The sequence below is a fragment of the Nocardioides thalensis genome (assembly GCF_013410655.1).
GTDB classification, from domain to species: domain Bacteria; phylum Actinomycetota; class Actinomycetes; order Propionibacteriales; family Nocardioidaceae; genus Nocardioides; species Nocardioides thalensis.
In genome coordinates this window covers 3305219-3329573 of the sequence record NZ_JACCFP010000001.1, presented here as the reverse complement: position 1 = coordinate 3329573, position 24355 = coordinate 3305219, and the positions used below count along the sequence as shown (strand labels likewise).

Annotated in this window: 27 protein-coding genes; 15 read left to right on the top strand and 12 right to left on the bottom strand. The window is 72.1% G+C overall.

The annotated features are described in order from the left end of the window. The first annotated feature begins 132 nt into the window (after positions 1 to 132). The 4 genes from HNR19_RS16240 to HNR19_RS16225 are packed head-to-tail and all read left to right on the top strand — an operon-like array spanning position 133 to position 2466. Positions 133 to 627, top strand: a complete 495-nt coding sequence (locus HNR19_RS16240; RefSeq protein ID WP_179668884.1) for a SigE family RNA polymerase sigma factor — start codon at positions 133 to 135, stop codon at positions 625 to 627. Continuing rightward, positions 624 to 1529 (top strand): hypothetical protein, encoded by a 906-nt coding sequence (locus HNR19_RS16235; protein WP_179668883.1) that lies wholly within the window; start codon positions 624 to 626, stop codon positions 1527 to 1529. The genes HNR19_RS16240 and HNR19_RS16235 overlap by 4 nt, the downstream gene beginning before the upstream one ends. A 50-nt stretch (positions 1530 to 1579) precedes the next feature. Continuing rightward, positions 1580 to 1945: a metalloregulator ArsR/SmtB family transcription factor gene (locus HNR19_RS16230; protein ID WP_179668882.1), complete on the top strand. Its 366-nt coding sequence runs from the start codon at positions 1580 to 1582 to the stop codon at positions 1943 to 1945. Beyond that, entirely contained in the window at positions 1942 to 2466 is a 525-nt protein-coding gene (locus HNR19_RS16225) for an SRPBCC family protein (RefSeq protein ID WP_179668881.1), read from the top strand. The genes HNR19_RS16230 and HNR19_RS16225 overlap by 4 nt, the downstream gene beginning before the upstream one ends. A 36-nt stretch (positions 2467 to 2502) precedes the next feature. Here the strand turns inward: HNR19_RS16225 and HNR19_RS16220 are convergent, their stop codons facing one another. Next, positions 2503 to 2799: a hypothetical protein gene (locus HNR19_RS16220; RefSeq protein WP_179668880.1), complete on the bottom strand. Its 297-nt coding sequence runs from the start codon at positions 2797 to 2799 to the stop codon at positions 2503 to 2505. 25 nt (positions 2800 to 2824) lie between these two features. Then, positions 2825 to 2962, bottom strand: a complete 138-nt coding sequence (locus HNR19_RS16215) for a hypothetical protein (protein ID WP_179668879.1) — start codon at positions 2960 to 2962, stop codon at positions 2825 to 2827. Between the two features lie 76 nt (positions 2963 to 3038). On the opposite strand from HNR19_RS16215, the gene HNR19_RS23245 reads away from it, so the two are divergent. Both HNR19_RS23245 and HNR19_RS16205 read left to right on the top strand, forming a co-directional pair. Beyond that, positions 3039 to 3740 carry a methyltransferase domain-containing protein gene (locus tag HNR19_RS23245; protein ID WP_179668878.1) on the top strand — a complete coding sequence of 234 codons (702 nt, stop codon included), beginning with the start codon at positions 3039 to 3041 and terminating at the stop codon, positions 3738 to 3740. Between the two features lie 52 nt (positions 3741 to 3792). After that, positions 3793 to 5358 carry a hypothetical protein gene (locus HNR19_RS16205; RefSeq protein ID WP_179668877.1) on the top strand — a complete coding sequence of 522 codons (1566 nt, stop codon included), beginning with the start codon at positions 3793 to 3795 and terminating at the stop codon, positions 5356 to 5358. 27 nt (positions 5359 to 5385) lie between these two features. Here HNR19_RS16205 and HNR19_RS16200 read toward each other — a convergent pair whose 3' ends face one another. From HNR19_RS16200 to deoC, 3 genes are read right to left on the bottom strand one after another with little or no spacing between them, the layout of a single operon-like run. Then, positions 5386 to 6255: an aldehyde dehydrogenase family protein gene (locus HNR19_RS16200; protein WP_179668876.1), complete on the bottom strand. Its 870-nt coding sequence runs from the start codon at positions 6253 to 6255 to the stop codon at positions 5386 to 5388. Then, a complete protein-coding gene (locus HNR19_RS16195; protein WP_218910285.1) occupies positions 6255 to 7700 on the bottom strand; it encodes an aldehyde dehydrogenase family protein in 1446 nt (481 codons plus the stop codon). The genes HNR19_RS16200 and HNR19_RS16195 overlap by 1 nt, the downstream gene beginning before the upstream one ends. Before the next feature lie 11 nt (positions 7701 to 7711). Continuing rightward, the gene (gene deoC, locus HNR19_RS16190; protein ID WP_179668875.1) at positions 7712 to 8671 is read right to left on the bottom strand and encodes a deoxyribose-phosphate aldolase; all 960 of its coding nucleotides are present in this window, start codon (positions 8669 to 8671) and stop codon (positions 7712 to 7714) included. Between the two features lie 24 nt (positions 8672 to 8695). On the opposite strand from deoC, the gene HNR19_RS16185 reads away from it, so the two are divergent. Next, positions 8696 to 9256 carry a hypothetical protein gene (locus HNR19_RS16185; protein WP_179668874.1) on the top strand — a complete coding sequence of 187 codons (561 nt, stop codon included), beginning with the start codon at positions 8696 to 8698 and terminating at the stop codon, positions 9254 to 9256. 7 nt (positions 9257 to 9263) lie between these two features. Here HNR19_RS16185 and HNR19_RS16180 read toward each other — a convergent pair whose 3' ends face one another. Genes HNR19_RS16180 through HNR19_RS16170 form a run of 3 tightly spaced genes read right to left on the bottom strand, consistent with a single transcriptional unit; the run spans position 9264 to position 12426 of the window. Further along, positions 9264 to 10931 carry a phospho-sugar mutase gene (locus HNR19_RS16180; protein ID WP_179668873.1) on the bottom strand — a complete coding sequence of 556 codons (1668 nt, stop codon included), beginning with the start codon at positions 10929 to 10931 and terminating at the stop codon, positions 9264 to 9266. A 48-nt stretch (positions 10932 to 10979) separates the two neighbouring features. After that, complete coding sequence (locus HNR19_RS16175) at positions 10980 to 11984, bottom strand: aldo/keto reductase (protein ID WP_179668872.1); 1005 nt, start codon at positions 11982 to 11984, stop codon at positions 10980 to 10982. A 58-nt stretch (positions 11985 to 12042) separates the two neighbouring features. Further along, positions 12043 to 12426: a MerR family transcriptional regulator gene (locus HNR19_RS16170; protein WP_343047231.1), complete on the bottom strand. Its 384-nt coding sequence runs from the start codon at positions 12424 to 12426 to the stop codon at positions 12043 to 12045. A gap of 83 nt (positions 12427 to 12509) precedes the next feature. Between HNR19_RS16170 and HNR19_RS16165 the strand changes: the two genes are divergently transcribed. Further along, positions 12510 to 12938 carry an SRPBCC family protein gene (locus HNR19_RS16165; protein ID WP_343047230.1) on the top strand — a complete coding sequence of 143 codons (429 nt, stop codon included), beginning with the start codon at positions 12510 to 12512 and terminating at the stop codon, positions 12936 to 12938. 64 nt (positions 12939 to 13002) lie between these two features. Further along, positions 13003 to 14517: a choice-of-anchor Q domain-containing protein gene (locus tag HNR19_RS16160; protein WP_179668870.1), complete on the top strand. Its 1515-nt coding sequence runs from the start codon at positions 13003 to 13005 to the stop codon at positions 14515 to 14517. A gap of 3 nt (positions 14518 to 14520) precedes the next feature. Here the strand turns inward: HNR19_RS16160 and HNR19_RS16155 are convergent, their stop codons facing one another. Together HNR19_RS16155 and HNR19_RS16150 are read right to left on the bottom strand one after the other, a co-directional pair. Next, the gene (locus HNR19_RS16155) at positions 14521 to 15369 is read right to left on the bottom strand and encodes an SDR family NAD(P)-dependent oxidoreductase (protein ID WP_179668869.1); all 849 of its coding nucleotides are present in this window, start codon (positions 15367 to 15369) and stop codon (positions 14521 to 14523) included. A 1-nt stretch (position 15370) separates the two neighbouring features. Continuing rightward, positions 15371 to 16117, bottom strand: a complete 747-nt coding sequence (locus tag HNR19_RS16150) for an SDR family NAD(P)-dependent oxidoreductase (RefSeq protein WP_179668868.1) — start codon at positions 16115 to 16117, stop codon at positions 15371 to 15373. Positions 16118 to 16214: 97 nt separating this feature from the next. On the opposite strand from HNR19_RS16150, the gene HNR19_RS16145 reads away from it, so the two are divergent. Genes HNR19_RS16145 through fadD1 form a run of 4 tightly spaced genes read left to right on the top strand, consistent with a single transcriptional unit; the run spans position 16215 to position 20665 of the window. Then, positions 16215 to 17531: a flavin-containing monooxygenase gene (locus HNR19_RS16145; protein WP_179668867.1), complete on the top strand. Its 1317-nt coding sequence runs from the start codon at positions 16215 to 16217 to the stop codon at positions 17529 to 17531. Continuing rightward, positions 17528 to 18154: a TetR/AcrR family transcriptional regulator gene (locus tag HNR19_RS16140; protein ID WP_179668866.1), complete on the top strand. Its 627-nt coding sequence runs from the start codon at positions 17528 to 17530 to the stop codon at positions 18152 to 18154. Before HNR19_RS16145 ends, HNR19_RS16140 begins: the two co-directional genes overlap by 4 nt. Next, a complete protein-coding gene (locus HNR19_RS16135; RefSeq protein WP_179668865.1) occupies positions 18154 to 19071 on the top strand; it encodes an alpha/beta hydrolase in 918 nt (305 codons plus the stop codon). The genes HNR19_RS16140 and HNR19_RS16135 overlap by 1 nt, the downstream gene beginning before the upstream one ends. After that, a complete protein-coding gene (gene fadD1, locus HNR19_RS16130; RefSeq protein WP_179668864.1) occupies positions 19064 to 20665 on the top strand; it encodes a fatty-acid--CoA ligase FadD1 in 1602 nt (533 codons plus the stop codon). The genes HNR19_RS16135 and fadD1 overlap by 8 nt, the downstream gene beginning before the upstream one ends. Here the strand turns inward: fadD1 and HNR19_RS16125 are convergent. Further along, complete coding sequence (locus HNR19_RS16125) at positions 20643 to 21599, bottom strand: helix-turn-helix transcriptional regulator (RefSeq protein WP_179668863.1); 957 nt, start codon at positions 21597 to 21599, stop codon at positions 20643 to 20645. The two genes, fadD1 and HNR19_RS16125, sit on opposite strands and share 23 nt — an antisense overlap. A gap of 61 nt (positions 21600 to 21660) precedes the next feature. Here HNR19_RS16125 and HNR19_RS16120 point away from each other — a divergent pair, with 61 nt between their 5' ends. Both HNR19_RS16120 and HNR19_RS16115 read left to right on the top strand, forming a co-directional pair. Continuing rightward, the gene (locus tag HNR19_RS16120; protein WP_179668862.1) at positions 21661 to 22707 is read left to right on the top strand and encodes an ABC transporter ATP-binding protein; all 1047 of its coding nucleotides are present in this window, start codon (positions 21661 to 21663) and stop codon (positions 22705 to 22707) included. After that, on the top strand, positions 22704 to 23528 hold the full coding sequence (locus tag HNR19_RS16115) for an ABC transporter permease (protein ID WP_246303526.1): 825 nt from the start codon (positions 22704 to 22706) through the stop codon (positions 23526 to 23528). Before HNR19_RS16120 ends, HNR19_RS16115 begins: the two co-directional genes overlap by 4 nt. Positions 23529 to 23531: 3 nt before the next feature. Here the strand turns inward: HNR19_RS16115 and HNR19_RS16110 are convergent, their stop codons facing one another. Next, positions 23532 to 24335, bottom strand: a complete 804-nt coding sequence (locus HNR19_RS16110; protein ID WP_179668861.1) for a purine-nucleoside phosphorylase — start codon at positions 24333 to 24335, stop codon at positions 23532 to 23534. Positions 24336 to 24355: the final 20 nt, after the last annotated feature.

Here is a 24355-nt window from a genome sequence, read left to right as displayed (position 1 = left end):
AGCCAGATTCGACACCATCGGCCAAGAAATTCTCAGAAGTTTTTTCCGGCCGGCCCGGAAGCCGTGGTGCCCCGGCCTGAACCTTTCCGCCCCTCGGCGGAGTAGAACCATCAGGCAACGAGGGGAGGTGCAGTGGACACCGAGGCGCGAGCACGGCAGCTCGACGACTACTTCGGCGCCGTCGCGCCCGCGATGCGGCGCACGGCGTACTTGGTCGTCCGCGACTGGCACAGGGCGGAGGACATGGTGCAGACGACCTTCGTGAAGCTGTACGTCGCGTGGCCGCGCATCAGGCCCGACGGTCTGGCTGCCTACGCGCGCCGTACGTTGATGAACGCCTGCCTGTCCCACCTGCGCAAGAACCGCCGCGAGGCCGTCAGCGAGTTGCTTCCCGACAGGAGCGTCGAGCTCGCGGCGTCGGACATGGACCTGAGCCGCGCGCTCTCCTTGCTGCCGCCACAGCAGCGGGCGGTGGTGGCCCTGCGCTACCTCGACGACTTGTCCGTCGCCGAGACAGCCGACGCGCTCGGGATCGCGACGGGCACGGTCAAGAGCCAGACTTCCCGCGCCCTCGACAGCCTGCGCGCCCTGCTGCCGCAGCTCGAGATCCACGAGGAGGCACGATGAGCGACGAAGACCTGCGCACCCTGCTGCGCACGGAGGTGCTGGCCGACGAGCCGCCGTTCGGCATGACGAGCGCAACCGCCGTCCGCGCCGGGCAGCGGAAGGTACGGCGCCGCCGCGTGATCGTCGGTGCCGGCAGCGCCGCGGCGGTCCTGGCGATCGGCATCGGCGCGGTGACGTTGTGGCCCTCGGAGCGTGCGGGCACCAGGACGTCGGACATCCCGCCTGCCGCCCAGGAGGTGCTCGACGAGTTCGACCGCGCGACCTTCCCCGACCTCGTCGACGGCGAGATCCGCGGCGTCGTCGGCGACGCCATCCCGCCGGACGTCGAGGGCCGGGTCGAGCCCCGGCTGGACAGCTGGACGCGGCTGCGACCCGAGCACTACGCGCACACCGACTCGTGGGCCGCCGAGTACGCCCTCTCACCCTCCGACCAGCTGTTCGTCTTCCTGCGCCACGACCAGTCCACCAACGAAGGCTCGGCGCGCCGCCACTGCCGGGACAACCTGGACGCGGGCGACATGGAGCGCTGCACGGTCGAGGTGCTCGGCGACGGGAGTGTCGCGATCACGTCCGTGTTCAAGATGCGGGAGAGCCGGCGCGGCTTCACAGTTCCGCGCGCGAACGACGACCCCGGCCTGTGGTGGTACACCCGCCAGGTCGTGCACCGCCGTGACTACGGATTCGGAGTCATCGCCCGTGAGCGGGTCAAGGCTCCGACGCTCGACGAGGCGGACGAGATGTGGTCGATCGCTCCCGAGCAGCTGAGCGCTGTCGCGACCTCACCCCGGCTGGTCTACGAGACGCCGACGCCACCCGAGGGTTGTGAGTCGCCGACGTTCCTCATGCCGAAGAACGGAGAAGGCTTTGCGAGGATCCGGTGCCGCGAGCCGTCGTACGACTGAGCGGGCCCTTGCGCCTTGCCTATTGGTAACAGATGCGTTACCAATAGTTCGTGGATGTGTTCATGGCGCTCGGCGACCCGGTCCGGCGCAGCCTGTTGGACCGGCTGGCCCGCGGACCTCAGCGGGTGGTCGACCTGGCGGCCGACCACGCGATCAGCCGCCCCGCGATCAGCCGGCACTTGAAGGTGCTTGGAGAGGCCGGGCTGGTGAGCGCCGACGAGCGGGGGCGCGAGCGGCACTACCGCCTGGAGAGGTCGGGCCTCGCGCCGGTGTCGGAGTGGCTGGCCGGGCTCGCTCCCTCTCCGCTGATCAGTGAGTCGGCGCTCGACGGCCTCGACCTCGAGGTGCGCCGGACCGTGCGCGAACGCTCCACCGCAGAGATCGCACAGCCCACCACGACCGAGGAGACGGCATGACCACCACCGACACCACCCCGAGGCCCACCGGCCGCCGCGAGGAGCGCGACGGCACGACGTACGTCGTCTTCGAGCGCACCTTCGTCGCGCCGATCGCCGATGTCTGGGCCGCGGTCACCGAGCCGGAGCGGCTGGTGCGCTGGATCGGCACCTGGACGGGTGACCCGGCGAGCGGCGAGGTCGCGTTCCGAATGACCGCCGAGGGGGACGACGTGCCCGAGGAGAGGATCCTGATCGACGAGTGCCACGAGCCGACGCGCCTCGTCATGCGGACCGCCCGGCCCGACGACGAGAGCGAGGTCTGGGCCTGGCAGCTCGACCTGTCCGAGGCCGACGGCGTCACCACGCTCACGTTCGCCCAGGAGGTCGTGAACGTTGAGCTGGCCGAGGGTGTCGGACCGGGCTGGGACTACTACCTCGACCGGATGGTCGCGGCCGAAGCAGGCGGCGATCCGTCGACGATCGACTTCGACGACTACTACCCGAAGTTCGCAGCGCACTACCGCGCCGAGCTCGCCTAGGTCCGGGATCGGACGTCCCGGGCGGGGGTAACCGGATCATCCCGGCGGCAGCGGCACCGGGGCGCTCCACCGCGCGCGGCGCTCCTCCTCGGTCTGCTCCCACCACGGCGTGCCGCGCTCGCCGAGCGCGACCTTCGCCGCTTGCACGCCGACCCGTGCGGCGCGCTCGTCGTCGGTGCCGCGGGTACGGCGCACCTCCCGCCGCCACGCCATCAGGGCGCGCGTCAGCTCGGCGCGCCGATCCTCCGGGATCGCGGGGTCCGTGGCCCGCCAGCGCCGGCCGTCGATCACCACGTGACGGCCGTCCGGCGTCAGCTCGGGTCGGTCGCCCATGGGTGCAGTGTCCGCCGGCGCCGGCTCAGCGGCGGCGGCCCCGGGTGCGACTGCGCAGCGCCTCGACGCCGGACTTGATCTTGGCCTGGTTCTCAGGCTTGCGTGCCTCGTCGATCAGTTTCTTCGTCACGCCGGCCGCGGCGATGGTTCTCAGGATCTTCATGCTGAAGCGGTACCCGCGGGGGGCGAGGTCAGCCGAACTGGCCGGCGCATCGGTGGCCGCGCCGTAGGTTGGCCGCGTGGTCGATCGTGCGCGTGAGCTGGCGAAAGAGCGTGGGTACGCCGTGCTCGCGCCGATCGACGCCGCCTACGAGCGCGGCGAGATCACGAAGGCTCAGTGGCACGACCGGGTCCGAGCGATCATCGAGCCGGCGTACCTTGCCGGGACGACGGCGCAGGCGGGCTCGGGACACTCCGGCTCAGCGGCCGAGTGGGACGCTTCGCGCGGCATCATCGTGGTCGCGATCGACCGATCCGGGACCTTCCTCGATGTCGGGTGCGCCAACGGGCTGCTGATGTCGTCGGTCGAGCAGTGGTCGGCCGACCGAGGGCTCGCGGTCGAGCCGCACGGAGTGGAGATCTCGTCCCACTTCGCCGAGGTCGCCCGGACGCGGTATCCGCACTGGCGCGACCGAATCTGGACCGCGAACGCGGACGGGTGGGAGCCGCCGATGCGGTTCGACATGGTGCGCACCGGACTGGACTACGTGCCCCGCCCGGACCGCGAGGCCTTCGTGCGCCACCTGGTCGACCGTGTGGTCGCTCCGGGTGGACGGCTGATCATCGGCAAGAACAACGAGGACCGTGACGAGCCGGGGATCGCCGATACGGTCAGGTACTGGGGCTGGCGCGGTGTCCGCGAGGTGCGGCGGCCGCACGCGCATCCGGGAGTGGAGGCTTCGGTCGTCTGGCTCGATCAGCCGGTGGTGGAGAACGACTGAGGCCGGGGATTCTCGCGGGGTTTGTGTCGGACCCCCTGTCTTGAATAGGCCCATGATCTCGGGCGTGCAGGACCTCGACGCGGCAGCGGTGTTGGCCGCGTCCGAGGCGCTGTTGTCGAGGTCGCGGGAGTGTGAGGTCGACCTGCTCCGGCTGGCGTTGCAGTGGGCCGACATCCACTCCACCGACCCCGGCGAAGGCCGGGTCATGGGTGCCGATCAGCTGCTCGACTTCGGCGGCGAGGGCACACCGAAGACCCGGGAGCTGTGCTGGGGTGAGTTCGCGATCTCCCAGCAGATGGGCGTGATCGCCACCAAGCACCTGGCCGCCGACGCCCTGGACCTGCGGCACCGGCTGCCGCTGGTGTGGGAGGCGGTCCAAGCGCTGATACTTCCGGTGTGGGTGGCCCGCAAGGTCGCCTCCATGTCACGCAGACTCTCCAAGGACGCGGTGGAGATCGTCGACATCGCCGTCGCCGCCGCGGCCGGGCAGTCCCCGGGGCGGGTCCTGGCGATCGCGGAGGCGAAGGTGATCGAGGCCGACCCCGAAGCCCACCGCGCCAAGGTCGCCAAGGACGCCGCCGAGGTCGGCGTCCGCGTCTCCCAACCCCGACCCGGATCGAGCGTGGACGAGGTCGAAGGTGAACCGGGCAGTACCCGGGTGACGTGGAAGCTGCCGCCCGGGGTCGCGATCGACGCCTGCGACTCCATCGAGGAGCTCGCCGACCTCATCCTCGACCACCTGCCGGCCGAGGTCGCCGAGACCATCACCCGCGGCGAGCTGCAGGTCATGGCCCTGGAGCTCCTCACCGACCCCCACCGCGCCTCAGCGTTCCTCACCGACTGCGACCGACCCCCACCGGTCACCGACACACCCACCGATCACAGCACCGAGGGAACGACCAGCGAGGAGCCGACAGCCGAACCGGAGCCGCCCACTGAGCCGGTCCCCGAGCCGGTGCCGCCACCGGAGCCGCCGCCGGCCGAGCCCTACCCTGAGCCTGATCCGGGGCCGGAGCCGGAGCCGGGTCCGTTGCCGGCGCCGAAGAAGAAGCGCCCCGCCACGATCTACGTCCACCTCTCCGACCTCGTCCTCCTCGGCCTCGCCAACGGGGTCGCGCGGGTGGAGGGCATCGGCCCGATGCTCCTGGAACAGCTCGGCGACCTCCTGGGCAACCGCGAGGTCACGATGCAGCCGGTCATCGACCTCAACCACGCCCACTCCGTCAACGGCTACGAGCACCCCACCCTGGTCAAACACCGCACCCTGCTGCGGATGCTCGGCGACGTGTTCCCCCACTCCACCAACGCCGCCTACCGGCGCCTGGACCACGACCACGCCACCCCGTATGTGCCCCTCGACAAGAGCGGGCCAGCCGGGCAGACCGGCGACCACAACGACGCACCCCTGACCCGCCAGCACCACCGGATCAAGACCCACGCCGGCGACGGCCGCGGCTATGACCTGCGCCAGCTCGGCCTCGGCACCTACCGGTGGGTCACCCCCCACGGCCTCGGCCGACTGGTCACCACCACCGGCACCCGACGATTCCAACCCATCCGAACCGCCAGCGGATCGATCGTGGGCGAGATCTACGACGCAGACACACGGCCGCCGTAGCCCATTCCGCCGCCAATGACGCCGCCCTCACACCCCCAGCGGATGCCAGACCGTCTTGAACTCGACCAGGTCCGTCATCGCCGACAGCGGCGGCTCCGCGGCCCAGTCCGGCTCCGCTGCCGGAGCGCGCAGCACGCGCTTGAGGTTGTCGGCCGCGGCCACCTCGAGGGCGGTCGCGGTCTCCTGGTCACCGGCGATGCCGACGAGGTTGATCGCGTTGACGTCCATGTGCGAGGCCAGCCACGGACCGAGGGCGACGGGGTCGCCGGTCAGCAGGTTGACCACGCCGCCCGGCACGTCGGAGGTCGCGAGGACCTCGGCGAAGGTGACCGCCGCCAGCGGGCGGGGGTACGACGACACCACGACCGTCGTGTTGCCGGTGACGATCGCCGGGGCGACCACCGAGACCAGTCCGAGCAGGGACGACGATTGCGGCGCGAGCACGGCGACGACGCCGGTCGGCTCGGGCGAGGTGAGGTTGAAGTAGGGGCCGGCGACCGGGTTCTGGTTGCCGATGACCTGCATCAACTTGTCGGCCCAGCCGGCGTACCAGACGAGCCGGTCGATCGCGGCGTCGACCTGTGCGGTGGCGGCGCGCGCGGTACCGCCCTCCGACTGCTGGACCGCGGCGACGAACTGCGGCTTCCGGTCCTCCATCACCTCGGCGATCCGGTAGACGATCTGTGCGCGGTTGTAGGCCGTGCGACCGGCCCAGCCGGGGAACGCCTTGCGGGCGGCGGCGACGGCGTCGCGCGCGTCCTTGCGGGAGGCGAGGGCGGCGTTGGCCACGAACTTCCCCTTGCTGTCGAGCACCTCGTAGGAGTAGCCGGACTCCGACCGCGGGAACGCCCCGCCGATGTAGAGCTTGTAGGTCTTGCGTACGTCGACGCGCGCCATCACGCCTCACTTCCACGGAGGTAGGCGGTGAGCCCCTGCCGGCCGCCCTCGCGGCCGTAGCCGGACTCCTTGTAGCCGCCGAACGGGCTCGTCGGGTCGAACTTGTTGAACGTGTTGGCCCACACGACGCCGGCCTTGAGCTGGTCGGCCATGTGCAGGATCCGCGAGCCCTTCTCGGTCCAGACGCCGGCGGACAGGCCGAACGGGGTGTTGTTGGCCTTCTCGACCGCCTCGCTGGGCGTGCGGAACGTCAGCACCGAGAGCACCGGGCCGAAGATCTCCTCGCGCGCGATGCGGTGGGCCTGGGTGACGCCGGTGAAGACGGTCGGCGGGAACCAGTAGCCCGAGCTCGGCAGCTCGCACTCGGGCGACCAGCGCTCGGCGCCTTCCGTCGCGCCGACCTCGGACAGCTCGCGGATCTTGGCGAGCTGCTCGGAGGAGTTGATGGCGCCGATGTCGGTGTTCTTGTCGAGCGGGTCGCCGACGCGCAGGGTCGACATCCGCCGCTTGAGCTTGCCGAGCACCTCCTCGGCGACCGACTCCTGGATCAGCAGCCGCGAGCCCGCGCAGCAGACGTGGCCCTGGTTGAAGAAGATGCCGCCGACGATGCCCTCGACCGCCTGGTCGATGGGCGCGTCGTCGAAGACGATGTTGGCTGCCTTGCCGCCGAGCTCGAGCGTGGCCTTCTTGCGGGTGCCGGCGATGGCCCGGGCGATCGCCTTGCCGACCTCGGTGGAGCCGGTGAACGCGACCTTGTCGACGTCGTCGTGGGCGACGAGCGCCTGGCCGGTGAGGCCGGCGCCGGTGACGATGTTGACGACGCCGGCGGGCAGGTCGGCCTGCTGGCAGATCTCGGCGAACAGCAGCGCGGTCAGCGGCGTGGTCTCGGCGGGCTTGAGCACCACCGTGTTGCCGGCCGCGAGGGCGGGCGCGATCTTCCACGACAGCATGAGCAGCGGGAAGTTCCACGGGATGACCTGGCCGGCGACGCCGTACGGCTGCGGGTTGGGCCCGAGGCCGGCGTAGTCGAGCTTGTCGGCCCAGCCGGCGTAGTAGAAGAAGTGCGCAGCGACGAGGGGTACGTCGACGTCGCGGCTCTCCTTGATCGGCTTGCCGTTGTCGATCGACTCGAGCACCGCGAGCTCGCGGGCGCGCTCCTGGATGATCCGCGCGATCCGGTAGAGGTACTTCGCGCGCTCGGCGCCGGGCATCCGCGACCAGCCGCGGAATGCCTTCCGGGCGGCCTTCACGGCCAGGTCGACGTCGGCCTCGTTGGCCTCGGCGACCTCGGCGAGGGTCTCCTCGGTCGCCGGGTTGACCGTCTTGAACGACGCCCCGCGTCCGTCGACGAACTCGCCGTCGATGAAGAGGCCGTAGGACGGCTTGATGTCGACGACGGCCCGCGACTCGGGAGCCGGTGCGTACTCGAAGATGTTCTGGCTCATCGCTCAGCCCCTTAGTCGAGGGTGAAGTAGTCGGGACCGCTGTAGCGGCCGGTGGCGAGCTTGGTGCGCTGCATGAGCAGGTCGTTGAGCAGCGTCGAGGCGCCGAAGCGGAACCACTCCGGGGTCAGCCAGTCGGGCCCAGCGACCTCGTTGACCATGACGAGGTACTTGATCGCGTCCTTCGCGGTGCGGATGCCGCCGGCCGGCTTGACGCCGATCTGCACGCCGGTGGTCTCGCGGTAGTCGCGCACCGCCTCGAGCATGACCAGGGTGACCGGCAGGGTGGCCGCGGGCTGGGTCTTGCCGGTCGAGGTCTTGATGAAGTCGGCGCCGGCGAGCATCGCCAGCCAGGACGCGCGGCGCACGTTGTCGAGCGTCTGGAGCTCACCGGTCTCGAAGATCACCTTGAGGTGCGCGTGGCTCCCGTCGGGACGCACGCACGCCTCGCGGGTGGCGACGATCTCGTCGTAGACGTGCAGGTATCGGCCCGCCAGGAACGCGCCGCGGTCGATCACCATGTCGATCTCGTCGGCGCCGGCGGCGACCGCGTCGCGCGTGTCGGCGAGCTTGACCTCCAGCGACGCCCGGCCGCTGGGGAACGCCGTCGCGACGGCGGCGACGTTGACCAGGTCGCCGACGACCTCCTTGGCGGTCGCGACCAGGTCGCCGTAGACGCAGACGGCCGCCGCGCGCGGGCAGGTCGGGTCGGCCGGGTCGGGCCGCAGCGCCTTGCTGGAGAGCGCCTTCACCTTGCCCGGGGTGTCCTGGCCCTCGAGCGTGGTCAGGTCGACCATGGAGATCGCAAGGTCGAGCGCGTGGGCCTTCGCGGTGGTCTTGATCGACCGGGTGCCGAGCCCGGCGGCGCGCGCCTCGGCTCCGACCTGGTCGACGCCCGGAAGACCGTGGAGGAACCGCCTCAGGGAGGACTCGCTGGAGGTGACCTCGGCGATTCCCGGGTCGGTGGCAGTCATTACCCCAGCATAGGGTTGGGAGGCGTGACGCACGAAGACGACGGCGACCGACCGGCGACGGAGAAGTTCACGCCGGCGACGTCCCGGATCGGCGGCGTCCTCGGGCTGCTCCTGGTGGTCGCGGTCGTGGTGGTCTCCCTCGTCGACGCGGGGCGCGACGTGCCGCCCTGGCTGCTCGCCGGCTGCGCGTTCATCGGCGTCCTGATCTGGGCGTTCCAGATCCGGCCCGACGTGCGGGCGGAGGGCGGCGAGCTGGTACTGCGCGGCCCGGTCGACACCCGATGGGTGCCGCTGGCGCTCGTCGAGGACGTGGCGGTCGGCGCGATGCTGACCGTGACCGCGGAGGCGCGCCGCTACACGAACGCCAGCGTCGGCCGCTCGTTCCGGCAGTCCCGCCGCGACGCGGGCGCGGACCTCGTCGCGCAGTCGCACGGCTCGCACGTGGAGGCGCGCATCGAGGCGCTCGCGTCCAGCGCTCGGGTCAACGACGGGCACGCGGGCGCCGTACGGCGGGCGTGGGCGTGGCCGGAGGTCGTGGGCCTCGCGGCAACGGCCCTCGCGCTGGCCGTCACCGTCCTCCTGTAACCCCAGCTCAGATGCCTGCTGCGGCAGCGATGTCGCGGCCGAGCGCCGCGAGGCAGTCGGCGGCCGTCGAGCGGGCGCCCGCGACGTCGCCGCCCGCGACGGGCACCACGGCCTCGAGGTAGCACTTGATCTTGGGCTCGGTCCCGCTCGGCCGCACGATCACCCGGGCGCCCCCCTCGAGCCGGTAGCGGAGCCCGTCGGTCGGCGGCAGGCCGGTGGTCTCGACGCTGCCCGTGCTCAGGTCGTCGACCGAGAGCACGGGGAGCCCGCCGAGCGCCTCGGGCGGCGACGTGCGCAGTCGCGCCATCGCGGCGCCGATCTCGGCGAGGTCGGTGACCCGGACGGCGACCTGGTCGGTGGCGTGCAGGCCGTGCTCGACGGCGATCGCGTCGAGCAGGTCGAGCAGCGTGCGGCCCTCGGCCTTGGCCTTCGCCGCGAGCTCGCACAGCAGCAGCGCCGCGGAGACGCCGTCCTTGTCGGCGACGTTGGCCGGGTCGACGCAGTAGCCGAGCGCCTCCTCGTAGCCGAACGCGAGCCCGGGCAGCCGCCCGATCCACTTGAAGCCGGTGAGCGTCTCCTCGTAGGGCTGGTCGTACGACGCCGCGAGCTTGCCGAGGAGCGACGACGACACGATCGACGTGGCGTAGGTGCCCCTCTTGCCGCCTGCGAGCAGGTGCGAGGCGAGCAGGGCGCCGACCTCGTCGCCGCGCAGCATCCGCCAGCCCTGCGGCGTCGGGACGGCCGCCGCGCACCGGTCGGCGTCGGGGTCGTTGGCGATCACGATGTCCGCCCGCGCCGCCGCGGCCAGCTCGAGCGCGAGGTCCATCGCGCCGGGCTCCTCCGGGTTGGGGAACGCCACGGTCGGGAACTCCGGGTCCGGCTGCTCCTGACGCACCACGACCTGAGGTGCGGGGAAGCCGGCGGTCTCGAGCACCTGCACGACCGACGAGCCGCCGACCCCGTGCATCGGGGTGTAGACGATGCGCAGGTCGCGCGGCCCGTCGCCGGCGAGCGACGCGACGGTGTCGAGGTAGCGGTCGACGATCTCGTCGCCGAGCACCTTGATGTCCTCGCCGCGCGGCACCGACGCCAGGGTCCCGACCGCGGCGATCCGCCGGGCGATCTCGGTGTCGGCCGGCGGCACGATCTGGGTGCCGTCGCCGAGGTAGACCTTGTAGCCGTTGTCCTGCGGCGGGTTGTGGCTGGCGGTGACCATCACGCCCGCCACGCAGCCGAGCTCGCGGATCGAGTAGGCGAGCAGCGGCGTCGGCAGCGGCCGGGGGAGGAGGTGCGGCGCGAACCCCGCGCCGGCCATCACCTCGGCGGTGTCGCGGGCGAACACGTCGGAGTTGTGGCGGGCGTCGAAGCCGATGACCACCGGGCTCCCCGGCGCCGCTCCCGTGTCCTGGAGGTAGGCCGCGAGGCCGGCCGCCGCGCGGATCACGACGACCCGGTTCATCCGGTTGGGGCCGGCGCCGAGCGCACCGCGCAGGCCCGCCGTACCGAACTCGAGCGTGCCGCGGAACCGGTCGGCGAGGTCGGCGGTCGCCTCGGCGTCACCGGCCTCGACCCGCTGGAGCAGGCTGAGCAGCTCGACGCGGGTCTGCTCGTCCGGGTCTTCGGCGAGCCACGAGTGGGCGCGGGTCAGCAGGACGTCGGCGTCGGGCGTGCTCATGAACGGGCACGCTAGCGCGTCAGGTGCCGGACCCGCGCCTCCGCGTGGTCAGGCGTCGATGGTGCTCAGGTCGGCGTACCGATCGCCCGCGACGGCGCCGCGCGGCACCGCCTTCTCCAGGGCGTCGAGGTCGTCCTGCGAGAGGGTCACGTCGAGCGCGGCGACGTTCTCCTCCAGGTAGCGGACCCGCTTGGTGCCGGGGATCGGCGCGACCCCGAGTCCGGCGTCGCCCTGGGCCAGCACCCACGCCAGCGCGAGCTGGCCGGGCGTGCAGCCCTTGTCGCCGGCGATCGTGCGCACCTGGTCGACGAGCGCCAGGTTGGCGTCGAGGTTGTCGCCCTCGAACCGCGGGAAGCGACCGGCTGCGCGGCTGTCACCCGCGTCGAGGGCGTCCTTGCTGATCGCGCCGGTGAGCATCCCGCGGCCGAGCGGGGAGTACGGGACCAGGCCGATGCCGAGCTCGCGCAGCGTCGGGAGGATCTCGTCCTCCAGGTCGCGGGTGAACAGCGAGTACTCCGACTGCAGCGCGGTGATCGGGTGCACCGCGTGGGCGCGCCGGATGGTCGCGGCCGACGCCTCGGACAGGCCGAGGAAGCGGACCTTCCCGGCGTCGACGAGCTCCTTCATCGCGCCGACGGTCTCCTCGATCGGGACCGTCTTGTCGACGCGGTGCTGGTAGTAGAGGTCGATGTGGTCGACGCCGAGGCGCTGGAGCGAGGCGTCGCAGGCCGAGCGCACGTAGTCGGGTGAGCCGTTGACGCCGAGGAAGCTGCCGCCCTCGCCCCGCTGGTTGCCGAACTTCGTCGCGAGCTGCACCTCGTCGCGGCGGCCCGCGATGGCCTTGCCGACGAGCCGCTCGTTGACGAACGGGCCGTACATGTCGGCGGTGTCGAGGAACGTGACGCCGAGGTCGAGGGCGCGGTTGATCGTCGCGAGCCCGGCCTCCTCGTCGGGAGCTCCGTAGAACTCGGACATGCCCATGCAGCCGAGGCCGAGGGCGGAGACGGTGAGCGGGGCGGTGGTGCCGAGCGTGGTCGTGGAGATCGTGGTCATGACCACCACCAAACCCCCTGGAGCGCGCTCCAGGTCAAGCCCTCTGCTCAGCGTGATCTCAAGCCGACAGCTCGGTCCGCCGCAGCCGGTCCTCGTAGATCCCGATCTTGTGGTCGATCGCGCTCAGGTGGGACGTCACCTCGGCCAGCTGCTGCAGCACCACCTCGCGGTGCGCCTGGAGCAGCTCGAGCCGGTCGAGCTCGTTGCCGTCGCCGGCCCGGACGAGGGCGGCGTAGCGCCGTACGTCGCGGATCGGCATGCCGGTGGCGCGCAGCCGCGTGATCAGCGTGATCCAGCGGAGGTCCGGCTCCTCGTAGCGCCGGCGCCCGCTCGAAGCGCGCGGCACCGGGCGCAACAGCAGGTCGTCGCGCTCGTAGTAGCGCAGGGTGTCGGCGGTGAGGCCGACCTCGACGGCCGCCTCGGCGATGGTCAGTCCGGTCACCGGGCCAGTCTGTGCCTTGGAGCGCACTCCAGGTCAAGGGGTACGGCGCGCCGCCGCCGGTGCGGGTCGGACAGGATGGCGGGGTGCGGACGTCGTACTCGTTCTCAGCGTCGTGGGTGACGCCTGCGTCGATGGCGGAGGTGGCGTCGGTCGTCAGCGACCTCGAGCGCTACCCCGAGTGGTGGCCGCAGGTGCGCGCGGTCGCGAAGATCGACGACGACACCGCGCGGGTCCTGTGCCGTGCGGCCCTGCCCTACACCCTCGACCTGGTGCTGCACGCGGTCTCCCGGGAGGCGCCGGTGCTCGAGGTCGCGCTGAGCGGGGACCTCGACGGCTGGGTGCGGTGGACCCTGTCGGAGGCCGACGGCGGCACCCGCACCGAGTTCGAGCAGGAGGTCGCCGCGCGCGGCGCGCTGGCCGCGGCGTCGTACGTCGCCCGCCCGCTGCTGCGGTGGAACCACGACCGGATGATGGCCGGCTGTCGCGCCGGCCTCGAGCGACGGCTGGTCTAGACGTCCGGTCACGCGGTCGTGAAACCGGGCCCGCGTGCCCGTCGGCGGTGCCACGCTGGTCGCCATGCCCCGCTCCGTGCGTCTCCTGCTCGCCGCGCTGGCCGCGGTCGCCCTCCTCGTCCCCGGGCTCGCGGTGCAGGTGCCACCGGCCCACGCGGGGGTCCAGGTGTTCTTCGTCAGCACCACCGGGAGCGACTCGAACCCCGGCACGTCGGCGCAGCCCTGGCGATCGATCAACTTCGCGGCCCAGCGGACGGGCGTCGTCGGGCCGGGCGACTTCGTCGTCGTCCGCGGCGGCACCTACGAGGAGATCGTCGACGTCAAGGTCTCCGGCAGCGCCGACGCCGACATCACGTTCATGGAGCAGCCTGGTCAGAACGTGGTCATCAGCGGCGAGGGCCGCGACCTGATCGGCCAGCGGGGGCTGATCAACATCCGGAACGAGTCGCACCTGGTCTTCGACGGGTTCGAGCTGACCGACTTCGCGGGGGTGCACCCCGTCGACGACACCCCGGTCGGCGTGCGGGTGGAGGGCACCCCGTCCGGCCTCACCCTCCAGAACCTCGACATCCACGACATCAGCGCCGCCGGCTATGGCGGCGGCCGCGTCGGCAACGCCCACGGGATCGCCGTCTACGGCACCTCGGGCGGCACGCCGATCTCCGGGCTGACGATCGCCAACAACCACGTGCACGACCTGCGGCTCGGCACCAGCGAGGCGATCGTGGTCAACGGCAACGTGAGGGGCTGGACGATCGTCGGCAACACCGTCGAGCGGGTGGACAACATCGCGATCGACGCGATCGGGTTCGAGGGCACCGCGGGGAGCAACGACCAGGCGCGCATGGGCGTCATCGCCAACAACGTGATCGACGACGTCGACACGGCCGACAACCCCGGCTACGACAACTGCGCGTGCGCCGCCGGCATCTACGTCGACGGCGGCCGCGACATCATCATCCAGCGCAACCGCGTCAGCCGCGCCGACCTGGGCATCGAGATCGGCGCCGAGTCGAGGAAGCGCGGCGCTGCGGCCACCGGCATCCTGGTCCGCAACAACCTGGTGGAGGACACCGAGCAGGGCGGCCTCACGATGGGCGGGTACGCCGCCGACCGCGGCGCCGTGCGCGACGTACGCGTCGTCAACAACACGTTCGTGGAGCCCGACAACCTGCGGAAGGGCTACGGCCTCGTCTACCTGAACTTCAACCTGTCCCGGGTGCGGATGGTCAACAACGTCCTCGCGATCTCGCTCGGCGGGAAGATCCTCACCGGCTACGCGAAGGACACCGGGCGGATGAGCTTCGCCGGCAACCGGTGGTTCGCCGCCACCCGGCCGGCCGGCGCGACGCTGTGGACGCTGCGCGGCAAGGACATCCGCGGCTACAAGCGGTGGAAGGCCGCGACGGGGGAGACGAAGGGCAGCTACGGCACGCCGAAGCTCGGTGCCGACCGGGCGCCGGCCGCGGGCTCGCCGCTGATCAACCGCGGCGTCCCGGTCGACGCCGGCACGACCGACCTCGCCGGAAACCCGCGCAAGGTCGGTCCGATCGACATCGGGGCCTTCGAGGTGCAGTGAACCTCAGCGGGCCCGAGCGCGCTGCTTCTCGACGAACCTCGTGCCCGACCTCAGTACGAACGCCGGCGACAGCCGGGCGATCCGCCACGCGATCCGCGCCTGCACCGGCTCGACCACGAGCGACTTGTCGGCCGCGACCGCGGCGAGCACCTTGCCCGCGAGCACGTCGGGGTCGATCGGCCGCCGGATGCCCTGACCCTTGAGGAAGTAGTCGCGCCCGCGCACCGGGCCGAGCTCGCCCTTGTCGAGGATCGGCGTGTCCACGGCCGCCGGGCAGATCGCGGTGACGCCGACGTTGCGCGAGGCGGCCTCGGTGCGGAGCGCGAGCGACAGGCCGACCACGGCGTGCTTCGTCATGACGTACGACGTCAGCAGGCCGCCGGCCATCAGGCCGCCCGCCGAGGCGGTGTTGACGATGTGCCCGCCGCCCTGCGCGACCATCCGCGGGTAGGCCGCGTGCACCCCGTGGACGACCCCGCGCACGTTGACGTCGATGATCGCGTCCCACTGGGCGAGGGTGAGGTCCTCGGTGTCGCCGAGGAGGCTGATGCCGGCGTTGTTGAACATCAGGTCGATCCGGCCGTGGGTCCCGATGACGTCCTCCACGGCCTGCAGGACCTGGTCGGCGTCGGTGACGTCGACGTCCCGCGCGGTCGCCGAGCCGGGGCCGCTGACGCCGGCGACCGTCTTCTCGGCTGCGGCGAGATCGAGGTCCGCGCACACGACGTCGGCGCCGGCGGTGACGAGGGCGCGGGTGAGGGCGGCGCCGATGCCGGAGCCGCCGCCGGTGACGATGGCGGACTTGTTGGTGAAGACCGGAGGTTTCGAGGCTCCTCGCTGCGCTCGTCGCACCTCAACCACCGGCCCCGAACGCGGTCTCGACCAGGCCGACCAGGTCGGGGTAGCGGCGCAGGTGGGCGCCGCCGTTGATGTCGAGCGTCTCGCCGGTGATCCAGGCCGCGTCGTCGGAGAGCAGAAACCGGCAGGCGGCGGCGATCTCGGCGGGCTCGCCCGGACGACCGAGGACGGTGTTGTCGACGTACTCCTCGCGGACGCCGGGGATGTCCATCGCCGGCGCGGTCAGGGGCGTGACGACCAGTCCCGGGGCGACCGCGTTCACGCGCACGCGGCGCGGCCCGAGCTCGAGCGCGGCGACCTCGGTGAGCGCGACCAGCCCGGCCTTCGCCGCGCAGTAGGCCGCGAGGCCGCTGCCCGGCTGCCGGGCGTTGAGCGAGGTCAGGGACACCAGCGACCCGCCGTCGGCGACCCGCCGGCCGGCGTGCTTGAGCACCAGGAACGCGCCGGTCAGGCAGACGTCGACGATCCGCCGCCACTCCGCGGCGTCGTGGTCCACGACCCGGGCGAGCGTGCTGGTGCCGGCGCAGTTGACGACGCCGTGGAAGCCGCCGTGCTCGGCGACCACGCCGTCGAACAGCGCCTCGACCGCCGCCTCGTCGGTGACGTCGACGGCCACGTCGGCCGGGGTGCCGGCCAGGTCGGCGACCACCACCGTGTCGCCCTGCCGCCGCAGCAGGTCGGCCGTCGCGGCGCCGAGCCCGGAGGCGCCCCCGACCACCACGACCACGCGTGACTCGGTCATGCCCGCTCCTGTCCTGACGCTCGTCGGCGTCCGTTGACACGTGTCAGTTGCGGGCCTAACGTGACGCCGGTCACCCCCGGTTGTCAAGGAGTTGGGCATGGGCAAGCCGAAGGTCGCCGTCATCGGTGCGGGCATCAGCGGTCTGACGACGAGCAAGATGCTCGACGACTACGGGCTGGAGTGGACGACGTTCGAGTCGTCCGACCGGCTCGGCGGCAACTGGGCGTTCGGCAACCCCAACGGGCACAGCAGCGCCTACCGGTCGCTGCACATCGACACGTCGAAGCACCAGCTGTCCTTCAAGGACTTCCCGATGCCGGACGACTACCCGGACTTCCCGCACCACACCCAGATCAAGGCCTACCTCGACTCCTACGCCGAGGCGTTCGACCTGCACCGCAATATCGAGCCCGAGAACGGCGTCGTGCACGCCGAGCGGCTCCCGGCGTCGGAGGGCGGCGGCTGGCGGCTGGAGACCCAGCGCACCGGCACCCGGCACGCCGACCTGCTCGTCGTCGCCAACGGCCACCACTGGGACCCGCGCTTCGCCGACAAGCCGGGGGAGTTCACCGGCACGACGATGCACTCGCACTCCTACATCGACCCGCGGACGCCGTATGACCTGAGCGGCAAGCGGATCCTGATCATCGGCATCGGCAACAGCGCCGCCGACATCGCGGTCGAGCTATCGAGCAAGGCGCTCCAGAACGAGGTGGTGCTCTCGACCCGCAGCGGCGCGTGGATCGTGCCGAAGTACTTCGCGGGCAAGCCGGCCGACAAGTACTACAAGACCTCGCCGCACATCCCGTACGCGTGGCAGCGGCGGGTGCTGCACTGGATGCAGCCGCTCAGCGCCGGGCGTCCGGAGGACTACGGGCTGCCCACGCCCAACCACCGGTTCTTCGAGGCGCACCCGACCCAGTCGGTGGAGCTGCCGCTGCGCCTCGGCTCGGGCGACCTGCGCGCGAAGGGCGACATCGACCGGTTCGACGGCAGCACCGTGCACTTCAGCGACGGCACCAGCGAGGACTTCGACGTCGTCGTCCACGCGACGGGCTACAACATCACGTTCCCGTTCTTCGACCCCGAGTTCATCAGCGCACCCGACAACCACATCCGCCTCTACAAGCGAATCTTCAAGCCCGGCATCGACGACCTCGCGTTCGTCGGCTTCGCGCAGGCGGTGCCGACGCTCTTCCCGTTCGTGGAGTGCCAGACCCGGTGCGTGGCGGCATGGGCGCGGGGCGACTACAAGCTGCCGCCGATCCCCGAGATGGAGCGGGTCATCGACGAGGACCAGCAGAAGTACACCGGCCACATGGTGCAGCGGCCCCGGCACACCCAACAGCTCGACTACTTCCTCTACGAGCACGAGATGCGCACCCGCGAGCTGCCCGCGGGGCTGGCCCGATGACCGACCGGCCATGGGCGCGGCTGGTCGACCGGCGCAGCGTCAACCGTGGCGACGAGCGTCGTACGGCGCTGCTGCGCGCCTTCGACGAGCTGCTGCGCGACCAGTCCCTCGACGAGGTCAACGTCGCCGAGATCTCGCGCCGGGCCGGCGTCACCCGGTCGGCGTTCTACTTCTACTTCGAGAGCAAGGCCGTCGCGGTGCTCGCGCTGATGGGTGAGCTGTACGACGAGGCGTCCGACGCCACCGACCTGCTGGTGAAGGCCGAGGGCGAGCCGGAGCCGCGGATCCGCGCGGTGATCAACACCCTGTTCGACGCGGTGGACCGCAGCCCGCACACCTACCGCGCCCTGCTCGAGGCGCGCGCGACGTCGCCGAGCGTCCGTGACATGTGGGAGGCCGGACGCGCCGACTTCGCGGGCATGGTCGCCGAGATGATCGAGCGCGAGCGGGCGGCGGGGCACGCCGTCGCCGGCCCCGACGCGAGCGCGCTGGGCGCCGTACTGCTCGACCTCAACGACCAGGCCGTCGAGCGGCACGCGCTCGGCCTCGGGCCGCCGCGCGAGCAGCACGTCGATGCGCTCGTGACGATCTGGCTCAGCACCATCTACGGAGGAGCAAGCTGATGGAGACCTTCACGTTCGACTCCGACGGCACCGCCTGCGAGGCGTGGCACATCGCCGGCCGCAGCGACGAGCTCGCCACCGCCGCCGGCCGCCCGGTGGTCGTCCTCTGCCACGGCCTCGCCGGCACCAAGGACTCCGGGCTGCTGCCGTTCGGCGAGGCGTTCGCCGACGCCGGGCTCGACGCGGTGCTGATCGACTACCGCGGCTTCGGCGGCAGCGAGGGGACGCCGCGCCAGGTGGTCTCGGTCGCCCAGCAGGTCGCCGACCTGCGGGCCGCCATCGCCGCCGCCCAGGGGCTCCCGGGGGTCGACCCCGAGCGGGTCGTGCTCTGGGGCGTCTCGCTCGGCGGCGGCCACGTCGTGTCCGCGGCCGCTGACCGTGACGACATCGCCGCCGTCGTCTCCGTCGTCCCGCTCGTCGACGGCCTCGCCGCGGCGCGGCTCGCCGCGAAGCACCACGAGGCGACGCAGCTGATCCTCTCGACCGGTGCCGGCATCGCCAGCAAGCTCAAGCGCGCAGCCGGTCGCGGCCCGACGATGATCCCGGTGGTCGGGCGGCCGGGGGAGCCCGGCGCGCTCACCCTGCCCGGCGCCTACGAGGACTACCTCGCGATCGCCGGTCCGACCTGGCGCAACGAGATCGCCGCCGACGTCGTGATGGAGCTCGGCGGCCGGGCGCCGGCGAAGGACGCCAAGCGGCTGCGCGCGCCGTGGCTCGTGCAGATCGCCGACTACGACCGCAGCGCGCCGCCGCACGCGCAGGCGAAGGCCGCGTTCGCCGGCCGCGCCGAGGTGCGCCACTACCCGGGCGACCACTTCGACGTGTTCCCCGGCAAGCCGTGGCACGAGCCCGCCGTGCGGCACGCGGTGCATTTCCTCCGCCGGCACCTGACGGTGAAGGAGCCCGCACGTGGCTGAGACCGTCCGCGAGCTGCTCCTGGCCAACGCCGAGCGCGACACGACCGGCCTCGCGTTCGAGGACCGCACCTGGACCTGGCGCGAGTACGTCGCCGCGGCCGCCGCGCGGGCGCACGTCCTGCGGTCCTACGAGGCCGACGGCCGGCCGCTGCACGTCGGCGCGCTGATGGAGAACACCCCCGAGATGGCGATGGCGATCGCCGCGGGAGCCATCGGTGGCCACGTGACCGCGGGCGTCAACGCCACACGCCGCGGCGAGGCGCTCGCGGCCGACGTCCGGCGCGCCGACTGCAGCGTGCTGCTCACCGACGCCGAGCACCTGCCGCTGCTCGACGGCCTCGACCTCGGCGGCATCGAGGTCGTCGACACCGACGGCGACGTGTGGGCGGCGCGGGTCGCGGCGGCGCCGACGACGACGGACGGCTTCCCCGAGCGGGGCGCCTTCGACACGTTCATGCTGATCTTCACGTCGGGCACCAGCGGCGACCCGAAGGCCGTGCAGGTCTCCCACTTCATGGTCGTCGTCGCCGGCACGATGCTCGTCGACCGGTTCTCGCTGACGCCGGACGACGTCTGCTACTGCGCGATGCCGCTGTTCCACAGCAACGCGATCGCCGCGGGTTTCGGCCCGGCCGTCGGAGCAGGTGCGACGCTGGCGCTGGCGCGGCGGTTCAGCGCCAGCGGGTTCCTGGCCGACATCCGCCACCACGGCGCGACGTACCTCAACTACGTCGGCAAGCCGCTCGCCTACGTGCTCGCGACGCCGGAGCGGCCCGACGACAGCGACAACCCGCTGCGCGTGGCGTTCGGCAACGAGGCGTCCGACCGCGACATCGCCGAGTTCGGGCGCCGCTTCGGCTGCGTGGTGTGGGACGGGTTCGGGTCCACCGAGAACGCGGTCATCGTCACCCGTGTCCCGGAGACGCCGCCGGGCTCGATCGGCATGCCGCACGACGGCGTCGCCGTCTACGACCGCGAGACCCGCACCGAGTGCCCGCGCGCGGTCTTCGACGAGTCCGGCCGCGTGACGAACCTCGACGAGGCCGTCGGCGAGCTGGTCAACACCACCGGCGCCGGGTTCTTCACCGGCTACTACAACGACGAGCGCGCCACCGCCGAGCGGATGGACGGCGGCATGTACTGGTCGGGCGACCTCGCCTACCGCGACGCCGACGGCTACGTCTACCTCGCCGGGCGCACGGCGGACTGGCTGCGCGTCGACGGCGAGAACCTCGCCGCCGCGCCGATCGAGCGGCTGCTGCTGCGGCACCACGCCATCAGCCAGGTCGCCGTGTACGGCGTACCGGACGCGAACGTCGGGGACCAGCTGATGTGCGCCCTTGTGCTGCGGGACGGCGCGACCCTGTCGCCCGCGGAGCTCGAGGAGTTCCTCGCCGCTCAGGACGACCTGTCGCCGAAGGCCTGGCCGCGCTTCGTGCGGCTGATGGAGCGGCTGCCCTCGACGGCGACCAACAAGGTGCTCAAGCGCGAGCTGGTCGCCGAGGGTGTCGCGACCGCGGACCCGGTGTGGGTGCGGGAGGAGCGGGGGCGGGCGTACGGCGTGCGTGAGCTCACCGAGCTGCCACCGCGCTGAACCGCGCCCCCAGCCGTCCCAGGTGCTCGACCAGCTCGTCGGGGGACTCGACGGTGAAGTCGCAGTCGAAGCCCGACAGCGCGAGGACCGGCCAGTCGAGGGTGTCGGTGCGCATCACGATCCGGCACTCGTCGTCGCCGAGCGCCTCGACGTCGGCCCAGCGGCCCATCCGTTCCTCGACCTCGGCGGCGGGGCACGCGAGCCGAATCCGCACCTCGTAGCGCTGCGGCTGCGAGCGCAGCTTGGACTGCACGTAGGTGAGCGCGTCGGGCGCCGGCAGCTCGCGCGGGCGGAACCGCTGGCCCGTGGTCGACGGCCTGCCGACGACCCGGTCGACGCGGAACGAGCGCCAGTCCTGGCGGTCGCGGTCGTAGGCGACGAGGTACCACCGCCGCCCGATGGTCACCAGCCGGAGCGGCTCGACGCGGCGGTGGGTCGACGTACCGTCGGCCGCCTCGTAGTCGAAGTCGAGCAGCTCATCGTCGCGGCAGGCCTGCGCGATCGTCGTCAGCACGCCGGCGTCGAGGACCGGCCCGCCGCTCCACTGGAGCGTGTCGGTCTGTGACTTCACCGCGTCCATCCGCCGACGCAGGCGCGGCGGCATCAGGGCGATGACCTTCGTCAGCGCCTGGACCGACGTCTCCTCCATCCCGTGAACGGACCCACCGGCCGAGCTGCGCAGGCCGACGGCGATCGCGACCGCCTCGTCGTCCTCGAGCAGTAGCGGGGGGAGCGACCCGCCGGCGCGCAGCTGGTAGCCGCCAGCGGTGCCCCGGGTGGCGTCGACGTCGTAACCGAGCTCCCGGAGCCGGTCGACGTCGCGGCGCAGCGTCCGCGGGCTCACCTCCAGCCGGTCGGCCAGCTCGCCGCCGGACCAGAAGCGGTGGGTCTGGAGCAGCGACAGCAGCCGCAGCATCCGGGCACTCGTGCTCATGTCCCCAGATTGAATCATAAAGCGGACAGAAACTGGCCTAAAGCGCTTCTAGCGTGGAGCCATGACCGAAAACCTCCGCACCTCCGTCAGCAGTGGCCCGGTGATCCGCACCGTCGGGCTCACCCGCCACTACACGCGCAACAAGTCCACGGTCGAGGCCGTCCGCGGCCTCGACCTCGAGGTCGCCCCGGGCGAGCTCGTCGCGTTCCTCGGCCCCAACGGCGCCGGCAAGTCGACGACGCTCCGGATGCTCACGACGCTCATCGCGCCGACCAGCGGCACCGCCGAGGTGGCGGGCCACGACGTCGTCCGCGAGCGGGCCGCCGTACGGCGCTCCATCGGCTTCGTCGGGCAGGGCAACGCCGCCGCCCACCAGCAGCGCGGCCGCGACGAGCTGATGGCGCAGGCCCGCGCGCACGGGCTGCCGCGCTCGGTGGCGCGCACCCGCGTCGACGAGCTGCTCGCCGCGTTCGACCTGGCCGACCACGCCGACCGACCGGTGTCGACGCTGTCGGGCGGCCAGCGGCGTCGGCTCGACGTCGCGATCGGACTGGTCCAGGAGCCGCCGGTCCTGTTTCTCGACGAGCCGTCGACCGGCCTCGACCCGCAGCACCGGGCCAACCTCGCCGAGCAGGTGCAGCGGCTCAACCGGGAGCACGGCACCACGATCGTGCTGACGACGCACTACCTCGAGGAGGCGGACGCGCTCGCCGGCCGGGTGATCGTGATCGACCACGGCCAGGTCATCGCCGACGACTCCGCGCCGCGGCTGAAGTCCGCCCTGGGCGACCTGGTGGTGCTCGGCTTCGGCGACGCCGGGCACGCCGTGGCGGCCGCCGAGCGCGCCGACCGCTGGTCGGGCGCCCACGTCACGGTGACCGACGCCGAGGTGCGCATCCGCGCGGCCGGCGGCCGCGAGCTCGCCCCCGGCCTGGTCGCGGACCTCGCCATCGCGGGCACGCCCGCCCAGCGGGTCGAGGTCGTCGGGCCGACGCTCGACGACGTGTTCCTCGACCTCACCGGCCGCAGCCTCCGCGACGGCGGCGCCGCCGACCAGATGAGCACCGACCAGACCGAGCAGGGCGACACCGAAGGAGCAGCAGCATGACCATCGAGATGCAGATGACCGCGCCGGCCGTCACGACGAGCGCCGCGCGCCGTACCTCTGACTACGCGAGCCGACCCACCACCTGGTTCGGCGACGTCTGGACGAGCACCATCCGCGAGCTTCGGCCGGTGCTGCACAACCCGCCGTCGGTGCTGTTCGCGATGGTGCAGCCGCTGGTGTTCCTTGGCCTGTTCGCGCCGCTCCTCCCGGAGAGCGAGGGCGGCAGCGCGCTCCAGTGGTTCGTGCCCGGCATCGTCACGATGACCGCGCTGATGAGCGCCTCGTTCACCGGCGCCAACCTGAGCGAGGAGATCATCAGCGGCTCCCACGAGCGGATCCTGGTCTCGCCACTGCGCCGGTCGGCCGTGATGGTCGGCAAGGCGCTGCGCGAGGTGGTGCCGCTGGTCCTCCAGACGCTGATCATCGTGGCCGCGGTGACGCCGTTCAGCTTCGACCTGCACGCGCTCGGCGTCGTCGTCGGAATCGTGGTGCTCGTGCCGTTCAGCATCGGTCTCGCGTCGCTCAGCATCGCGCTGGCGGGCGCGGTCAAGGACCAGGCGTGGGTGTTCTGGACCGTGCAGCAGACCGCGGTCTTCCCGCTGCTGCTGCTCGCCGGCGTGCTGCTCCCGCTCGACGGCGCGCCGAAGTGGCTGCGGGTCGCCTCCGACCTCAACCCGATGACGTACGTCGTCGACGCCGAGCGCGCGCTGTTCGCCGGTGACTGGTCCGCGGGCACCGTGCTCGCAGGGCTGGCCGCGTCCGCGATCGTCGGTGCGTTCGGCCTGGCCGTCGGCGTGCGGGGGATGAACCGCGCCAGCTGACCGTCAGATCCGCGGCACGACCTGCGAGAGCAGCGAGCCCATCCGGGACGCAGCCGCTCGACCCGCCTCCAGCACCTCGGCGTGGTCGAGCGGCTCGCCCGTGATGCCGGCGGCCAGGTTGGTGACCAGGCTGATGCCGAGCACCTCCATGCCGGACTCGCGGGCCGCGATCGCCTCGAGCGTCGTGCTCATGCCGACCAGGTGACCGCCGATCGCGCGGACCATGTTGATCTCCGCCGGCGTCTCGTAGTGGGGGCCGGGGAACTGCACGTAGACGCCCTCGTCGAGCGTCGGGTCGACCTCCCTGCACAGAGCGCGCAGTCGCGTGGAGTAGAGGTCGGTGAGGTCGACGAAGTTGGCGCCCTCGATGGGGGAGCGGCCGGTCAGGTTGATGTGGTCGCTGATGAGCACCGGCTGGCCGGGCTCCCACGTGTCCTTGAGGCCGCCGCAGCCGTTGGTCAGCACGATCGCGCGACAGCCGGCCACGGCCGCCGTACGGACGCCGTGCACGACCGCCGCGACGCCCTTGCCCTCGTAGTAGTGGGTGCGGCTCAGGAACACCAGCAGCTGCCGGTCGCCGGACTTGATCGAGCGGATCTTCCCCGAGTGGCCCGCGACCGCCGCGGCGCTGAAGCCGGGCAGGTCGGTGGTGTCGATCTCGGCGGTCGCCTCGCCGAGGGCGTCGACGGCGGGCAGCCAGCCGGAGCCGAGGACGAGCGCGACGTCGTGGCGGGCGACGCCGGTGAGCTCGGCGAGTCGGGCGGCGGCCTGCTCGGCCAGGTCGTACGGCGTGGGGGCGGCAGTCACGGTGCGAGGGTACGCGGCGC

What these genes read in the sequence shown, in the direction of transcription:
- HNR19_RS16195 (WP_218910285.1), bottom strand. Translation starts at nt 7,700, where the DNA reads ATGAGCCAGAACATCTTCGAGTACGCACCGGCTCCCGAGTCGCGGGCC.
- HNR19_RS16200 (WP_179668876.1), bottom strand. Translation starts at nt 6,255, where the DNA reads ATGGCGCGCGTCGACGTACGCAAGACCTACAAGCTCTACATCGGCGGG.
- deoC (WP_179668875.1), bottom strand. Translation starts at nt 8,671, where the DNA reads ATGACTGCCACCGACCCGGGAATCGCCGAGGTCACCTCCAGCGAGTCC.
- HNR19_RS16120 (WP_179668862.1), top strand. Translation starts at nt 21,661, where the DNA reads ATGACCGAAAACCTCCGCACCTCCGTCAGCAGTGGCCCGGTGATCCGC.
- HNR19_RS16160 (WP_179668870.1), top strand. Translation starts at nt 13,003, where the DNA reads ATGCCCCGCTCCGTGCGTCTCCTGCTCGCCGCGCTGGCCGCGGTCGCC.
- HNR19_RS16125 (WP_179668863.1), bottom strand. Translation starts at nt 21,599, where the DNA reads ATGAGCACGAGTGCCCGGATGCTGCGGCTGCTGTCGCTGCTCCAGACC.
- HNR19_RS16215 (WP_179668879.1), bottom strand. Translation starts at nt 2,962, where the DNA reads ATGAAGATCCTGAGAACCATCGCCGCGGCCGGCGTGACGAAGAAACTG.
- HNR19_RS16220 (WP_179668880.1), bottom strand. Translation starts at nt 2,799, where the DNA reads ATGGGCGACCGACCCGAGCTGACGCCGGACGGCCGTCACGTGGTGATC.
- HNR19_RS16135 (WP_179668865.1), top strand. Translation starts at nt 18,154, where the DNA reads ATGGAGACCTTCACGTTCGACTCCGACGGCACCGCCTGCGAGGCGTGG.
- HNR19_RS16145 (WP_179668867.1), top strand. Translation starts at nt 16,215, where the DNA reads ATGGGCAAGCCGAAGGTCGCCGTCATCGGTGCGGGCATCAGCGGTCTG.
- HNR19_RS16115 (WP_246303526.1), top strand. Translation starts at nt 22,704, where the DNA reads ATGACCATCGAGATGCAGATGACCGCGCCGGCCGTCACGACGAGCGCC.
- HNR19_RS16205 (WP_179668877.1), top strand. Translation starts at nt 3,793, where the DNA reads ATGATCTCGGGCGTGCAGGACCTCGACGCGGCAGCGGTGTTGGCCGCG.
- HNR19_RS16150 (WP_179668868.1), bottom strand. Translation starts at nt 16,117, where the DNA reads ATGACCGAGTCACGCGTGGTCGTGGTGGTCGGGGGCGCCTCCGGGCTC.
- HNR19_RS16140 (WP_179668866.1), top strand. Translation starts at nt 17,528, where the DNA reads ATGACCGACCGGCCATGGGCGCGGCTGGTCGACCGGCGCAGCGTCAAC.
- HNR19_RS16180 (WP_179668873.1), bottom strand. Translation starts at nt 10,931, where the DNA reads ATGAGCACGCCCGACGCCGACGTCCTGCTGACCCGCGCCCACTCGTGG.
- HNR19_RS16225 (WP_179668881.1), top strand. Translation starts at nt 1,942, where the DNA reads ATGACCACCACCGACACCACCCCGAGGCCCACCGGCCGCCGCGAGGAG.
- HNR19_RS16235 (WP_179668883.1), top strand. Translation starts at nt 624, where the DNA reads ATGAGCGACGAAGACCTGCGCACCCTGCTGCGCACGGAGGTGCTGGCC.
- HNR19_RS16175 (WP_179668872.1), bottom strand. Translation starts at nt 11,984, where the DNA reads ATGACCACGATCTCCACGACCACGCTCGGCACCACCGCCCCGCTCACC.